The 13,925-nt window shown below is 50.7% G+C and carries 16 protein-coding genes and 2 other RNA genes; 15 read left to right on the top strand and 3 right to left on the bottom strand.

Translation table 11 applies throughout. The features are described 5' to 3' along the window. Nucleotides 1-287: 287 nt before the first annotated feature. Both ACRQV7_RS05785 and ACRQV7_RS05790 read right to left on the bottom strand, forming a co-directional pair. On the bottom strand, nucleotides 288-923 hold the full coding sequence (locus ACRQV7_RS05785) for an SdpI family protein (protein WP_275716664.1): 636 nt from the start codon (nucleotides 921-923) through the stop codon (nucleotides 288-290). A 14-nt stretch (nucleotides 924-937) separates the two neighbouring features. Then, nucleotides 938-1,198: an autorepressor SdpR family transcription factor gene (locus ACRQV7_RS05790; protein ID WP_275716662.1), complete on the bottom strand. Its 261-nt coding sequence runs from the start codon at nucleotides 1,196-1,198 to the stop codon at nucleotides 938-940. 196 nt (nucleotides 1,199-1,394) lie between these two features. On the opposite strand from ACRQV7_RS05790, the gene ffs reads away from it, so the two are divergent. The 15 genes from ffs to ACRQV7_RS05865 all read left to right on the top strand — a co-directional run bounded on the left by ffs (nucleotide 1,395) and on the right by ACRQV7_RS05865 (nucleotide 12,753). Beyond that, an RNA gene (gene ffs / locus ACRQV7_RS05795) (signal recognition particle sRNA small type) lies at nucleotides 1,395-1,493 on the top strand. Nucleotides 1,494-1,568: 75 nt separating this feature from the next. Beyond that, complete coding sequence (gene dnaX, locus ACRQV7_RS05800; RefSeq protein WP_444659788.1) at nucleotides 1,569-3,206, top strand: DNA polymerase III subunit gamma/tau; 1,638 nt, start codon at nucleotides 1,569-1,571, stop codon at nucleotides 3,204-3,206. A gap of 24 nt (nucleotides 3,207-3,230) precedes the next feature. Next, nucleotides 3,231-3,581, top strand: coding sequence for a YbaB/EbfC family nucleoid-associated protein (locus ACRQV7_RS05805; protein WP_275716658.1), 351 nt, complete (start codon nucleotides 3,231-3,233; stop codon nucleotides 3,579-3,581). Between the two features lie 2 nt (nucleotides 3,582-3,583). After that, complete coding sequence (gene recR / locus ACRQV7_RS05810; protein ID WP_275716656.1) at nucleotides 3,584-4,186, top strand: recombination mediator RecR; 603 nt, start codon at nucleotides 3,584-3,586, stop codon at nucleotides 4,184-4,186. A 76-nt stretch (nucleotides 4,187-4,262) separates the two neighbouring features. Next, nucleotides 4,263-4,727, top strand: coding sequence for an SsrA-binding protein SmpB (gene smpB / locus ACRQV7_RS05815; RefSeq protein ID WP_275716654.1), 465 nt, complete (start codon nucleotides 4,263-4,265; stop codon nucleotides 4,725-4,727). Between the two features lie 79 nt (nucleotides 4,728-4,806). Continuing rightward, nucleotides 4,807-5,154, top strand: a transfer-messenger RNA (tmRNA) gene (ssrA, locus tag ACRQV7_RS05820). A gap of 768 nt (nucleotides 5,155-5,922) precedes the next feature. Further along, the gene (locus ACRQV7_RS05825) at nucleotides 5,923-6,594 is read left to right on the top strand and encodes a response regulator transcription factor (protein ID WP_275713914.1); all 672 of its coding nucleotides are present in this window, start codon (nucleotides 5,923-5,925) and stop codon (nucleotides 6,592-6,594) included. Beyond that, on the top strand, nucleotides 6,591-7,655 hold the full coding sequence (locus tag ACRQV7_RS05830) for a HAMP domain-containing sensor histidine kinase (RefSeq protein ID WP_442867968.1): 1,065 nt from the start codon (nucleotides 6,591-6,593) through the stop codon (nucleotides 7,653-7,655). Before ACRQV7_RS05825 ends, ACRQV7_RS05830 begins: the two co-directional genes overlap by 4 nt. A 162-nt stretch (nucleotides 7,656-7,817) precedes the next feature. Further along, on the top strand, nucleotides 7,818-8,351 hold the full coding sequence (locus tag ACRQV7_RS05835; protein WP_275713915.1) for a hypothetical protein: 534 nt from the start codon (nucleotides 7,818-7,820) through the stop codon (nucleotides 8,349-8,351). Nucleotides 8,352-8,400: 49 nt separating this feature from the next. Continuing rightward, the gene (locus ACRQV7_RS05840; protein ID WP_444659789.1) at nucleotides 8,401-9,789 is read left to right on the top strand and encodes a radical SAM protein; all 1,389 of its coding nucleotides are present in this window, start codon (nucleotides 8,401-8,403) and stop codon (nucleotides 9,787-9,789) included. A 22-nt stretch (nucleotides 9,790-9,811) separates the two neighbouring features. Continuing rightward, nucleotides 9,812-10,645, top strand: coding sequence for a DegV family protein (locus ACRQV7_RS05845; RefSeq protein WP_444659790.1), 834 nt, complete (start codon nucleotides 9,812-9,814; stop codon nucleotides 10,643-10,645). A 230-nt stretch (nucleotides 10,646-10,875) separates the two neighbouring features. Continuing rightward, nucleotides 10,876-11,244, top strand: a complete 369-nt coding sequence (locus ACRQV7_RS05850) for a hypothetical protein (RefSeq protein WP_444659791.1) — start codon at nucleotides 10,876-10,878, stop codon at nucleotides 11,242-11,244. Between the two features lie 37 nt (nucleotides 11,245-11,281). Next, nucleotides 11,282-11,905 carry a glycerol-3-phosphate acyltransferase gene (locus ACRQV7_RS05855; RefSeq protein ID WP_444660231.1) on the top strand — a complete coding sequence of 208 codons (624 nt, stop codon included), beginning with the start codon at nucleotides 11,282-11,284 and terminating at the stop codon, nucleotides 11,903-11,905. Nucleotides 11,906-12,166: 261 nt separating this feature from the next. Then, nucleotides 12,167-12,400, top strand: a complete 234-nt coding sequence (locus ACRQV7_RS05860) for a flavodoxin family protein (RefSeq protein WP_444659792.1) — start codon at nucleotides 12,167-12,169, stop codon at nucleotides 12,398-12,400. Further along, complete coding sequence (locus tag ACRQV7_RS05865; protein WP_444659793.1) at nucleotides 12,388-12,753, top strand: NAD(P)H-dependent oxidoreductase; 366 nt, start codon at nucleotides 12,388-12,390, stop codon at nucleotides 12,751-12,753. The genes ACRQV7_RS05860 and ACRQV7_RS05865 overlap by 13 nt, the downstream gene beginning before the upstream one ends. A gap of 232 nt (nucleotides 12,754-12,985) precedes the next feature. Here the strand turns inward: ACRQV7_RS05865 and ku are convergent, their stop codons facing one another. Then, nucleotides 12,986-13,804, bottom strand: a complete 819-nt coding sequence (ku, locus tag ACRQV7_RS05870; protein WP_444659794.1) for a non-homologous end joining protein Ku — start codon at nucleotides 13,802-13,804, stop codon at nucleotides 12,986-12,988. Nucleotides 13,805-13,925: the final 121 nt, after the last annotated feature.

The raw sequence follows: 13,925 nt of genomic DNA on the forward strand, positions 1-13,925 counted from the left end.
CCAATCATCGTAGAGATGGCTGGTTTCTTCATTGAAAGACCCCCTAAAGAACTAAAATTTCCCATTGTTTTGTATATCGGACGATTCGTCAGATATTTTAGGGGAATCAGCCTAAATATCATGATTACACAGCCAAAACATAAAAAATGTGACCTGGTTGCTGTTTCCTTGTTTATTTCGTCTTTTCTGCACTTTTAAGGCAATACACCGTGTTTTGGGGGTAAAACAGGAATTCCCTTCAGACCAGCCATTGTCGCCGGTCAGAAGGGAATTCTCAAATGGCGGTGTCAGACATCGCCCTTCCGGTAGAGGTAGTAAGAGTATGCGGCCGGAATAACGCTCAGCAGGACGACAGCCGCGATCATAAGCCATTTATAGGGAGTAAACGCGGAAGCGGCGATCATAATCCCGCCCGCAATCCAGACAAAACCGGCCAACCGGTGCGTTTTTCTCCAGTTCTCCTCGCTGGCCAGCGTCCACGGCAGCTTGATTCCCACCGTATAATTCGGCTTGCATTTGGGAAGATAGTTGCCTAAGACGGCAATCACAATACCGACGAGGACGGTGATCAGCACACTGATATTGAAGTCCTTGTACAGCACTTTCGCAATGACAGAAGCCTGCGTTACGTTGGCGACGATGACGATCAGCCATCTGGAGATCAGCTTCATCTGCGGGGAGCGGTCGATATTTTGCTTTTTCGGGTCGGCGGAAATGCTGAAATTTACAAATACCGTGCAAATCAGAAGGATGGCGGGAAGCCCGAACGCGGCGAAAAAGCGGGAGGAATAGCCGTTGGGATTTCCCTGTATATCCCAGTGCGTGGGCATCGTCTCCGGCAGCCGGGAATAGAAGGCCGCCGACAGAAGAAAGGGAAACACCGCGGCCAGCCAATACAGATATTTACCGATTTTATTTTTCATTGCATACATTCTCCTTATCTAAGAAAACCTTGGAACCAGTTCAGGACCTCTTCAAAGACGGACAGATTCAATTCATAGTAGATAAATTTGCCGGATTTACGGTCCGTAATCAAATCGGCGTCCTTCAGTATGGCCAGATGATGGGAAACCGTCGCGCCGGTCATCGGGAAGTGCTCTGAAATTTCCCCGGCGGGCAGCGCCCCGCCCTTCAGAATATTCAGGATTTCCCTGCGTGTCGGGTCGGAAAGAGCCTTAAATGTTTCAGGAAACGACACAGCATCAGTTCCTTTCATTTAGAAATTTATCTAAATGTATAATAGCACGTTTCCTTCCATTGTCAATATGGATTTTCAGCAACGCGGGCGGGGGGGATTCAAAAAATAGAGGTTGTCTTTTTTAACGGGATCGTTTATAATAGGATAGTCGGAAATGAGAAGCAAGGCAGAAATGCATGCAATAGGATATGCAGGCGGGCGGGCTCTGTACGGCGGGACGCCATGAACCATGTCAGGCGGGGAACCGAGCAGCATTAAGTGGACTGCCCCGCGCGATACAGGCGGTCTGTTCGTCTGCATATCCTGATGCATGATAAACCGTTCTATGACGGTCTGTCTTGCTTTCAATTTGTCTGGGGGTGGTGTTCGCGTGTATCAGGTTCTGTACAGGAAATGGAGGCCAAGGGTGTTTGCCGATGTTGTCGGCCAGCCGCAGGTCACCGTTACGCTGAAAAATGAACTGACGGCGGGCCGCATTGCTCATGCGTACCTGTTTACCGGTTCCAGGGGAACGGGGAAAACCACGTGTGCGAAGATTCTTGCCAAGGCGGCCAACTGCCTGCACCCGGCGGACGGCGACCCCTGCGGCGAATGTGAGATCTGCCGCGCCGCGGACGCCGGTTCGCTGATGGACATTGTGGAAATCGACGCCGCCAGCAACAACGGCGTAGACAATATCCGCTCTTTGAGGGAGGAAGCCAATTTTACCCCGGCGGCCGCGAAATACCGGGTTTATATTATCGACGAGGTGCACATGCTCTCCACGGGAGCGTTCAACGCGCTGCTCAAAACGCTGGAAGAGCCGCCCGCCCACGTCATCTTTATCCTTGCGACAACGGAAGTACACAAGCTGCCCGCGACTATTTTGTCGCGGTGCCAGCGCTTTGATTTTCGCCGCATTCCGCCGAAGGAAATCGCGGAGCGCCTTACTTATGTTACCCGGCAGGAAAACGCGGCGCTCGACCCGCAGGCCGCGCTCCTGATTGCGCGCCTGGCGGACGGCGCCCTGCGCGACGCGCTGTCCCTTTTGGATCAGTGCCTGGGCCGTGGAAAAAACATCACGGTGGAAGTGGTGAATGAAACGGCCGGTCTGGTCGGGCGGGAACATCTTTTTGAGCTGACCGACACTATAAAGGAACATGATTCCGGCGCCGCGCTGGAGCTGATCGACCGGCTGCACAATTCTTCCAAGGATATGGCGAGGCTCTGTGAGGAGCTGTCCTCCCATTTCCGGAATCTGATGCTGATCAAAACTACGAAGGATGCCCACAACATGATCGCCGTACCCGACGCGGAGTACGAAAGCCTGACAAAACAGGCGCTTTCCACGCCGCTGCCCGCCATTCTGCACGGCCTGGATACCATGCAGTCCGCGCTGGAGCGGATGTACCGGGGAGGGGACAGGCGCGTCGAATTTGAAATGGCGATGATCCGCCTGTGTTCGCCGGAGCTGGATTCCACGCCGGACGCGCTGATTCGCCGCATAGAAGCCCTTGAGCGCGGCACGGCCGTTTCGAAGCCGAAGCCCGTCAGGGCGGCGGAGCCGGAAACGAAACCAAAGCCGGAGGAGAGGATGCCGGAAAGCCCGCCCGCACAAATGCTGCAGGAGGAACCGCCGGAGCCTTCCTCTGAGAGGCCGGACGATTCCGCTGTGGAACCAAAAAAGGAGATCGGGGAGCTGCAGAAGGACGCGAAGCGCCTTTCCGAATGGCCGGAGATCCTTCAGATCCTGAAAAATTATTCCCATACCATTGCGGCCGCGTTCAACGGCTCCGCCGCTTATATCAGCGGTGCCTATGTGCTGATCGACGCGCCGAACGATATGGCGTTCCGGCTGCTGAGAGAGCCCGCCCAGCGTGAAAATATGCGCAGGGCGATTCAGCAGGTGACGGGCAGGACCTATAAGCTGGGCCCTTACAAGGCCCGTGAAAGCGAAAAGGAAACGGATCCGCTCGCGCAGCTGGCCGGGCTGGCTGAGAGCGAGGGCATTCAGGTTATCAAAAAATAAAAGGATTTACAGGAGGAATTTGATATGAAAGCAAGATTGCCGCAGGGATACGGCGGAGGCGGAGCTTCCAATTTGCAGCAGCTGGCGCGCCAGGCCCAGAAGATACAGGAGGATATGGATCAGGCGACAGCCGAGCTGGAAGCAAAGGAATATACCGCAACAGCCGGCGGGGACGCCGTAAAGGCAACGGTAACGGGTAAGATGGAGGTAAAGGCCATCGATATCAAGCCCGAGGTCGTCGACCCCGAAGATGTGGAAATGCTTTCCGACCTTGTTCTCGCCGCGGTCAACGAGGCGCTCCGGGCCGCCGCCGCGGACAAGAGCCAGCGCATGGAGAAAATCTCCGGCGGCATCAATATGCCGGGTATGCTTTAACGATGCCATCCTATAACGTGGCGCCTTTGTCGCGCCTGATTGAGCAGTTCGAGCGGCTGCCCGGCATCGGACATAAGAGCGCGCAGCGGCTGGCCTATTATGTGCTCGGCCTTTCCAAAGAGGGCGCGCAGAATTTCGCAGACGCCATTATGGACGCTCACGAAAAAATACATTATTGCAAAATATGCTGCAATCTGACCGACCAGGAGCTTTGTCCCGTCTGCCGCAACGAGGCGCGGGACAAATCCGTCATCTGTGTGGTGGAGGACCCCCGCGACGTGATCGCGCTGGAGCGTACCAACGAGTTTAACGCGACCTATCATGTGCTGCACGGGGCCATTTCCCCGCTCAGCGGCGTCGGTCCGGATCAGCTTTGCATCAAGGAGCTTCTGGCGCGTGTGAACAACGGTGAAGTGAAAGAGGTCATTATGGCGACCAATCCGACCGTTGAGGGCGAGGCGACCGCCATGTATATTTCGCGCCTTCTGAAGCCTCTCGGCGTCAGAGTGACGCGGCTTGCCTATGGAATTCCCGTGGGCGGCGATCTGGAGTACGCGGATGAGGTAACGCTGACCCGCGCGATCGAGGGCCGCAGCGAGATGTAGTTGACAGAATGCTTGACAATTTTCAATGAGTATGATATGCTCATATACCAACATCGTGGACGGGAGGCTTTTTTAAATGGCAAAAGACAATTTAAAAACGCTGGCGCAAAATAAAAAAGCCTTTCACGACTACTTTGTGGAAGAAAGCATGGAAGCGGGCATCGAGCTTCGCGGAACAGAGGTCAAATCGCTCCGCAAGGCGCAGGTAAATCTGAAGGATGCGTGGTGTTCCATTGTCAAGGGAGAACTTCTGATTAACGGAATGCATATCAGCCCTTATGAACACGGCAATATTTTTAATCAGGACCCTATGCGGGTGCGGCGGCTTTTAATGCACAGGCGCGAGATCATGCGTTTGTTCGGGCTGGTCAAGCAGGACGGTTATTCGCTGATACCGCTGTCCGTTTATCTGAAGGGGTCCATGGTCAAGGTGCAGGTCGGTTTGTGCAAAGGCAAAAAGCTTTATGACAAACGCGCAGATATGGCGGCGAAATCCGCAAAGCGGGATATCGACCGCGCGATGAAGGAAAAGAACCGGTAAGAAAAATATTCTTGTATTTTTTTCTTTGGAATGCGTGTATAATAGGATCAGGCAAACAAGTTTACTGCCGGTTAAATATGGGGATGTAAAGGTTTCGACGGGGATTGTGAGCCTTAGTAAGCGAGTAGCGGCGCGGAACCGCTTTAAAAGCCGCAAACTTAAAATTAAACGACAACAATACTGTTGCGTACGCAGCCTAATTAGGCTGCCGTCCTTACCGGGTACACCGCGGCCCGGATAAGGGCGTCGATTAGCGGTGAACGTGAACCGGGGAACGCCTTTACCCCGGTCATGACCAAAAGGCTACTGAGCCGCAGAGCCTGCCTTTGGGCGCTGCGGGGAGGGAATGTAAAATCAACGGCTACACTCGTAGAAAGCTTTGGTAAGTGATTTTCGGACACGAGTTCGACTCTCGTCATCTCCACCAAAGAAAAGAGGCACCCCATAAGGGGTGTCTTTTTTCTTTGAAGGGGGTGCCCACAGCGGATTCCGGCGCAAGTCGGGAGCAGCAGAATTTTTAAATTTACAAATAAAAAAGGCAGGGACTCGCGGAACGCGGGTAGAAATTGCACCGCCCGACTCTCGTCATCTCCACCAAAGAAAAGAGGCACCCCATAAGGGGTGTCTTTTTTCTTTGAAGGGGGTGCCCACAGCGGATTCCGGCGCAAGTCGGGAGCAGCAGAACTTTTAAATTTACAAATAGAAAAAGGTAGTGACCCGCGGAACGCGGGCAGAAATTGCACCGCCCGACTCTCGTCATCTCCACCATAAAAGAACGTCAATATTGATACAATGTTGACGCATGAAAAAGCCCAGTAATACTGGGCTTTTTTCTATTTATATGAGAAATTGGCAGCCCTGGTGGGCGGCTTTTTGTTTTTTACACCCGTATCGTGAAAAGACGCACCCTGCTCTGTAGCGTTCCATTACCTTTCTTGAAAAAGTTAGGGAACGTGAAAAGGTTTGAGGGAATCGTGAAAAAGTGCGCCTTATAAGCCGCCCGTCAGGGATATCGATACTTTTGTACTTTGATTTTGGGTTGACATTTCTTTCTCGTAGAGCTTTATTCTGTGATGAAACAACAAATATAGGCAAAAATAAGTTATACTAAAGGCAGGATTTTTTCATAAATAGAGACTTTAACAATTCTCAAACATTTGTCTGTTATGATCCACATAGCAAGGGAGGTTTTCATATGGTGAATATTCTTGTCGTAGAAGACGACAGTAAACTCAATCAAATCGTATGCACATACCTAAACGACAGCGGTTATGCCGCCAAGGGCTGCCTGAACCCAAGGGAGGCCTATGACCTCATGTATAACAATCCGTACGATCTTATCATTTCCGACATCATGATGCCGGAAATCGACGGCTTTGAATTTGCCGAAGCGGTAAGGAATATCGACAAAACGGTCCCCATCCTCTTTATGACCGCCAGGGATGACATCTCCTCAAAGCAAAAGGGATTTGGGGCGGGCATCGACGATTATATGGTTAAACCCATCAACATAGACGAACTGGTGCTGCGGGTCGGCGCCCTGCTTCGCCGCGCGCATATTGCCAATGAAAAAAAGCTGACAGTTGGAAGCCTCGCGATGGATGCGGATGCAAGGACCGCCACGGTGGACGGGGAAGAAATTCCTGTGACGGCCCGGGAGTTCAACATCCTTTATAAGATGCTTTCCTATCCAAAGCACACCTTTTCCCGCGCGCAGTTGATGGACGAGTTCTGGAGCGTCGACAGCGACACCAGCCTAAGGGCCGTGGATGTATATGTCACGAAGTTGCGAGACAAGTTTTCCTTATGCAAGGATTTCAAAATCGTCACGGTGCACGGGTTGGGATACAAGGCGGTGCTATCTTGAAGGAAAAAAAGGCGGAAAGGGACGACCGGGTCAAAAGGAAGCATTTCACATGGAAGGAATACGCGCTGACCTACTTTGTGCTGCTGACCCTGTCCGCCGGACAGTGGATGATTTATGACGAGTACGTGGACTATGGCAGCATGCCGCCGGAATTCATCTGGGGGATGCTCGGATACTGGGCGATCGTGACCGCCGTTTTCTGCCTTGTCGTCGCCCGGCAAAAGGTCCGGGCATTCGATCGGCCGATGCAAAAGCTCAGCGAAGCGGCCAAAGAAGTCGCCGGGGGCGATTTTTCGGTTTATCTGGAGCCGATGCACCGGGCCGACAGGCAGGACTACATCGATGTGATGTTCGAGGACTTCAACAAGATGGTGGAGGAACTGGGCAGCATCGAAACGCTGAAAAACGATTTTATCAGCAACGTGTCCCACGAGATCAAAACGCCGCTGTCGGTGATCCAGAGTTACGCCATGGCGCTCCAAAAAGAAAACCTATCGGCTGAACAGCGCAAAGAATATACCGACACGATTTTTTCGGCTTCCCGGAAACTCACATCGCTGGTTACCAATATTCTGAAACTCAACAAACTGGAAAACCAGCAGATCACCCCCTCCGCCGAACCCTTTGACTTGTGTCGGCAGCTCAGCGAGTGCGCGCTCGTTTTTGAAGATCTGTGGGAGCAAAAGAATATCGAATTCGTGGCGGACATCGAGGACCGCGCCGTGATCCGCGCGGACGAAAGCATGCTGGAGATCGTTTGGAATAATCTGCTTTCCAATGCGCTGAAGTTCACCGATCCGGGCGGGACGGTCACATTGACCCAAACCTCGGACGAGGATACGGTGACCGTAACGGTTTCAGACACCGGCTGCGGCATGAGCGAAGAAACTATGAATCACATCTTCGACAAATTCTATCAGGGCGATACCTCCCACTCCGGGGAGGGCAACGGTCTCGGTTTAGCCCTTTCGCTGCGGGTCATTGAGCTTGCGGGCGGCTCTTTATCTGTTAAAAGTGAGCCCGGTGAAGGGACGACGTTTACAGTCAGATTAAAGGCTTAAATCACTAGAAAGGCAAAAACAGCTTTCCGTTTTTCGGAAGGCTGTTTTTTATTTTAATATTTCTCAAACATTTCGTAAGCAATTCATAAACACTTCGCGGCTATGATGAACACGTTAAATGGATGAAAGTCATCCGAAACTTAAGAAAAGGAGCTATTGATGATGGCTGAGATTACGAAGAATGAGAATAATTTCATCGGCTACGAGTATAAGGACATCACGGTGAGCCGCAGCATGGAGTCTGTGTATGCGGATGGATATGCCAATTTCGGTTGGACTCTGGAGGACACTTCCACCCCCGTGCAGGGCGTAGGCTCCATCACTATGAAGTTCAAGCGCGACCGAAAGATCCGCAACAAAGCGGAGCTGGGCAGGCTGCAGCGCCAGTTTGAATCCTGTGCCAGCCAGATCGAGAGCCTGGAAAAGTCCAAGACCAACGGAGCCATGATCGCCGCGTTCAGCGTCGGCCTTGTCGGGACCGCCTTTATGGCAGGCTCCGTTTTTGCCTATCTCGCCGGTATGCTGCCGCTTTGCATCATTCTGGCGATCCCCGCCTTCATCGGCTGGATTCTGCCGTATTTCTGTTTCCTTAACATCCGCAGGAAAAGGACCGATAAAGTCTCTCCACTGATCGATCAGAAATATGACGAAATGTACGAGGTGTGCGAAAAAGCCCATGTCCTGCTGGCAAAATAAGAAAAGGCTGTAGACAGGGATCAAACAAAAACGTAAGGGAGAATCGACGATGAACATAAAAGAAAAAACCCAGGCATTTGCTCTGGAGCAAGCTATGAACTACATTTCGGGCGACCCTGAAAAGAATCTGCCGAAACTTCTGGCATGGGTCGACCGCATCGGATGGGGGAAGGATTTTTCCGGATCGAACGGCCCGAAAGAGACGATCCATAAAATCGTGGACGATCCGGAGAACGTCTGGCATCAGTATATTATGAGGCTCTGGAGGGACATCGACAACGACGTTCTGAAGAGCACCTTCCGCAATTTTGTGCTGAACGCCGCTCTGTTCGGTTTTCCGAAACAGGAAGCCCTTTCGGAACAGTACGGCTGCAATATCCCATGGGCGATCCTGATGGATCCGACCTCCGCATGCAATTTGCACTGCACCGGGTGCTGGGCGGCCGAATACGGCAACAGGCTGAATATGTCCTATGAGACGCTCGACAGCATCATCCGGCAGGGCACGGAGCTGGGTACTTATTTCTATCTGTATTCGGGCGGGGAACCCCTGGTGCGGAAAGCGGACATCATTCGTCTTTGCGAGGCGCATCCTGATTGCCAGTTTACCGCCTTCACCAACGGCACGCTGATCGACGAAGCCTTTGCAGACGAGATGCTGCGGGTCAAAAATTTCATCCCCGCCATCAGCGTCGAAGGATTCGAGAAGGACACCGATTTCCGCCGTGGGGAAGGGACCTTCAAAAAGGTAGAGAAGGCTATGGCGATCCTAAAAGCCAAACATCTTCCGTTCGGCATCTCCTGCTGCTACACGAGCAAGAACTGCGAAATGATCGGCTCGGAGGAATACTTCGACCAGATGATCGACTGGGGTGCCAAATTCTGCTGGTTCTTTACCTACATGCCGGTTGGTAACGCGGCCGTGCCGGAACTGATGGTCAGCGCCGAACAGCGAGCGTTCATGTATCGCCAGATCCGTAAATTCCGGGAGACCAAGCCGATCTTTACCATGGATTTCTGGAACGACGGAGAGTATGTGGAAGGATGCATTGCCGGCGGCAGACGGTACTTCCACATCAACGCGGGCGGGGACATCGAACCGTGCGCGTTCATCCACTACTCGGACTCCAACATCCGCGAAAAGACTCTGCTGGAAGCCCTGCGGTCGCCCCTGTTCATGGCGTACCGGAAGGACCAGCCCTTCAATGAAAACCACCTGCGCCCCTGCCCTCTGCTGGATAATCCCGGCCGGCTGGCGTCGATGGTGGAGAGCTCCGACGCTCACTCCACCGATCTGGAAAGTCCCGAAAACGTTCGCGATCTTTCCGCGAAGTGCAAAATGCCCGCCGAGCGCTGGGCTCCCGTGGCGGATGATCTCTGGGAATGTTCCGGGTGCTGCGCCGGATGTGAAGTAAATCAGAAAAGTTCTGCATTGTGAAAGATTTGAGGAGTTGTTGCGCATGACGTGTAAAATCATCGTGGACAGCTGCTGCGATATGACGCCGCAGCTCAAAGAACGCTTGGATGTGACATCGGTTCCCCTGACCATGATCTTAGGCAAAAATGAATTCATAGACAATAATTCGCTCGATCTGACCCGTTTTATGGCGGAAATGAAAGGCTGCACCGAAAAGGTCGCCTCCGCGTCTCCGTCCCCCCTCATTTATCAGGAAGCGATTGAAAACGCCCGGGAATCTTTTGTGGTCACATTGTCAAGCCGGCTTTCCGGCTCCTATGCCAGCGCGGTTACGGGCAAAATGCTCGCAGATGAACGTGGGAAGGCCGATACCTATATCTTTGACTCCAAAAGCGCATCCGCCGGAGAGGTATTGATTGCCGTTAAAATACGGGAATTGCTCCTGAAGGGGACATCCAGGCACAATATCATTCAGGCGATCAATCACTTTATTGAAAACATGAAAACCTATTTTGTCTTGGAACAGTATGGCAATCTGCAGAAAAACGGGCGGCTGAACAGGATCACAGGAAAATTGATCAGTGTACTGAATATCAAATTGGTGATGGGCTCGGACGGAAGCGGAAATATCGCGTTGTACGCAAAGCCCCGAGGGATCAACCAAATGATCGGAAAGCTGCTTTCGCTGATCGAAAGCAGCGGAAAAAGGACGGAGGGCGAAAGTCTTGTCATTTCTCACTGCAACAATCCGGGCCTTGCAAAACGCTTAAAGGTTGCCATCGGGCAAAAATATCACTTCAAAGAAATATTCGTCGTCCCGACCGGAGGAATTAGCTCCCTTTACGCCGACGACAGGGGGATTGTGCTGGCCTTTTAATCGGGCGCACAGCTATTGTTTGCCATCGGCATTTTCATGGTAATCGGCGCAAACAATCATCTGCGCCGTGCGTAGGCTGAAAATACCGGTGTCCCGCCCACATTTTTGTATGGGCGGGGCATTTTAATATTTTTCAAACATTTCGTAAGCAAATCATAAACATTTAGACAGTAAGATTAGCCCATCAAATGGATGAGGCATCATTCAATAATAATGGGAGGACTTACATTATGAAAAGAAGCGATTTTGTCACCCTGGTCATGTCAACCGTCGGAGGAATTCTGCTGGCGATCGGTATGTGCATGTCCCTACTGCCCGAATGGAATGCATTCAGACCCGGCATTGTGATGGGTACGGTCGGACTTATGATTCTGCTTGAAATGATCGCCGTCCGCCGCAGGATGGAGCATAAAGCGCCCATCAAGTGGAATGGCAAAACTGTTATAACCGTCCTGCTTGGCATCGTAGGCGCGCTGGCGCTGGGCGTCGGCATGTGCATGACTATGGTATGGGGCATGATGATCAACGGCATCCTCGTCGGTATCGTGGGCATCGTGATTCTGCTTGCACTCATCCCCATCTGCAAGGGGATCAAATAAGCGAAGCAACTCTTATTCAGGAGGACATCAAGTGGATATGCAATTTTTATGTATCGTCATCGGATATCTGTGCGGCTGTCTCCTGACGGCCGATGTTGTCGCCCGCTATAAAACGGGTAAAAGCGCCTTTGAGATTGGGACGGGGAATCCGGGCATGGCGAATATTTTGGAGCAGTTGGGTGCGAAGTGGGCCGCTATCACTCTGCTCGGGGATGTCTTTAAAACCGTATTGCCCTGCCTCCTCTGCCGATACCTTTTGTTCAAATCACTGGGCCCGTCGGCAATCCTTTATGCGGGCTTAGGCACCGCACTCGGTCACGGGTTCCCGTTCTGGCACAAATTTCGCGGCGGCAGAAGCGTCGCTGTCATCTGTACGTATATCGTGCTGCTTTCCCCCTTGTGGGGACTGATCGCCAATCTAGCCGGACTCTGTATTGTTATTGCGACGGGATATCTGGCGCTTGGTGCTTTGGCGATTCCCACGCTGTTTTTGATTCCGGTTTTTCTGAATTTTGGGCTTGAGGCAGGTTTCGTCGCTTTGGCTGGTGTTGCACTTGTATTTTTTCTTCATCGTGATTCCATCCGAAGAATTGCAAATAAAGTGGAAAAGAAAGTCGATTTGCTGGCAAAATTCAGCTCGGAGAATTCGGCGTTACGATAGAATCGGTCAAGAAAGACACCCTAACTGAGTTATTACAAGTTATGGGAAAGGCTTTTGTCGATTCCAAGAAAGCTAAGACCTAATAAAACCTCCGTAGGACGATGCTTTAAAAGCTCATTCCTACGGGGGCTTTGTTTTTAGTACAAAAACTTATTACCTTTGTGATATAATGGCATATAAGTTTAAGGGCAATCGCAAGTATGTATTTTTTATAATAATGAGGATTACAAGATAAGCAGAAATTTGACGAGGTAAGCCATTATGAAAAAGATATTAGTAGTTCAAGACGGCGGGCGTGCTAACGGTAATACATCCCAACTGGCCAGCGCGTTTGCAAGCGGTGCCAGAGAAGCAGGGCATGATGTTGAAATGATTTCGCTTTTGAAGCATGAAGTAAAAGGTTGCCTTGGTTGCAATGCCTGCCGTTACGGAAAGCCTTGTATTCAAAAGATGCTTTTAATGATATTGTACCGAAGATCAAGATGGCAGATTTGATCGTATTTGCCTCACCGCTTTACTTTTGGATAATTTCGTCCAAGCTGAAAGCCTTTATTGAACGATTCTACCGTATTGCGGAAGAAGGTCCAAATCCACCGTTGGGGCGCTATGAAAAATATCCGGTCAAAGATTGTGCCTTGCTTATGACGGCAGCGGACAACTATTTCTGGACCTTTGAGCAGGCGGTATCTTATTACAAATTCGCATTGGTCAATTATATCGGATTCCATGACAAAGGTATGGTGTTAGCTGGCGGTTGCGGAGATACCAATGGGAAGCCTCATATCAACAAAACCATCCATTTGCGCGAAGCATACGAATTTGGTGAAAGGATATATGCTAACGTTTAAATGCCATTGTTGTTATGGAGATAATGAGCATAGTTTTCGATAGCTGCAACGTGAAATTGTATCAATATTACCGTTATTAGACAACGGAAAAGAGGCACCCCGTGAGGGGGTGTCTTTTTTCTTTGAGGGGGTGCCACAGCGAACTCCGGCACAAGTCGGGAGCAGCAGAACTTTTAAATTTACAAATAGAAAAAGGCAGGGACCCGCGGAACACGGGCAGAAATTCGCTGCTTTACGCACCTTTCGTTTTACCTACCTTCTTTTTTGTCGGCTCATTCTTTGTTTTATCCTCATGCTGCTTTTCAATGCTGGCTTTCAGCGCATCCATCAAATCGATCACTTTTCCGGTTTGCTCCTCGGAACTGGCAGCGACAACGTCCTTTCCGGCGATTTTTGCTTCAATGAGCTCTTTGAGCCTTCCCTGGTATTCATCCTTATACTGAGACGGATCAAAAGGCGTGTCCATTGTGTCAATCAGCGCCTGAGCCATTTTTAATTCCTGTTCGTTTGGCTCTGGAATATCGTAAGACTTCTGGAGATCTTTAATATCATCCTGATAAAACATGGTTGAAATCAACACCCCGTTTTCACGCGGGATGATCGCCATCAAAGTGTCCTTTGTCCCCATAACAGTCTTGCCTATTGCAATCTTCTGTTCCTTCATCAGAGCGGACCTCAGGAGTTCAAAGGCTTTTTCTCCGCCCTTATCCGGGATCACCTGATACGTCTTATCGTAATAAACCGGCGAAATCTGGTTTAATTGCGTGAAATGCAGGATCTGGATCGATTTTTCCTTTTCAGTCTTGATTTTTTCTATTTCTTCATCCGATACGACGACATACTGGTCCTTATCATACTCATAGCCTTTGATGATATCTTCACTTTTCAGTTCTTTTCCGCAATGAGCACAGGTCTTTTTATACCGTACACGGCTCTGGTCTTCCTTGTGCAGCTGATTAAAATGAATATCGTTATCCTGAGTGGCCGTATACATAGCCACAGGAATCGCCACAAGTCCAAATGAAATAACGGAATGATTTGCCACTGGCATAAAACTGTCACCTCCGGATTTAGTATAACCAAAGCACCGCAAATAATTGAAAATCGGCTCGTATGATTTCTAAACAGGATAAATATCGAGGAACCGGCGGATAATAACGGAAAGCTCAGGT

The organism is Caproiciproducens lactatisolvens (assembly GCF_052443335.1).
Classification (GTDB): domain Bacteria; phylum Bacillota; class Clostridia; order Oscillospirales; family Acutalibacteraceae; genus Caproiciproducens.

Bases quoted from the DNA above. Each gene is read 5' to 3' on its own strand.
- ACRQV7_RS05860 (WP_444659792.1), top strand. From the start codon at position 12,167: ATGAAAAAGATATTAGTAGTTCAAGACGGCGGGCGTGCTAACGGTAAT.
- recR (WP_275716656.1), top strand. From the start codon at position 3,584: ATGCCATCCTATAACGTGGCGCCTTTGTCGCGCCTGATTGAGCAGTTC.
- ACRQV7_RS05850 (WP_444659791.1), top strand. From the start codon at position 10,876: ATGAAAAGAAGCGATTTTGTCACCCTGGTCATGTCAACCGTCGGAGGA.
- ACRQV7_RS05805 (WP_275716658.1), top strand. From the start codon at position 3,231: ATGAAAGCAAGATTGCCGCAGGGATACGGCGGAGGCGGAGCTTCCAAT.
- ACRQV7_RS05840 (WP_444659789.1), top strand. From the start codon at position 8,401: ATGAACATAAAAGAAAAAACCCAGGCATTTGCTCTGGAGCAAGCTATG.
- ACRQV7_RS05785 (WP_275716664.1), bottom strand. From the start codon at position 923: ATGAAAAATAAAATCGGTAAATATCTGTATTGGCTGGCCGCGGTGTTT.
- ACRQV7_RS05835 (WP_275713915.1), top strand. From the start codon at position 7,818: ATGGCTGAGATTACGAAGAATGAGAATAATTTCATCGGCTACGAGTAT.
- ACRQV7_RS05865 (WP_444659793.1), top strand. From the start codon at position 12,388: ATGGCAGATTTGATCGTATTTGCCTCACCGCTTTACTTTTGGATAATT.
- smpB (WP_275716654.1), top strand. From the start codon at position 4,263: ATGGCAAAAGACAATTTAAAAACGCTGGCGCAAAATAAAAAAGCCTTT.
- ACRQV7_RS05825 (WP_275713914.1), top strand. From the start codon at position 5,923: ATGGTGAATATTCTTGTCGTAGAAGACGACAGTAAACTCAATCAAATC.
- ku (WP_444659794.1), bottom strand. From the start codon at position 13,804: ATGCCAGTGGCAAATCATTCCGTTATTTCATTTGGACTTGTGGCGATT.
- ACRQV7_RS05855 (WP_444660231.1), top strand. From the start codon at position 11,282: ATGCAATTTTTATGTATCGTCATCGGATATCTGTGCGGCTGTCTCCTG.
- ACRQV7_RS05845 (WP_444659790.1), top strand. From the start codon at position 9,812: ATGACGTGTAAAATCATCGTGGACAGCTGCTGCGATATGACGCCGCAG.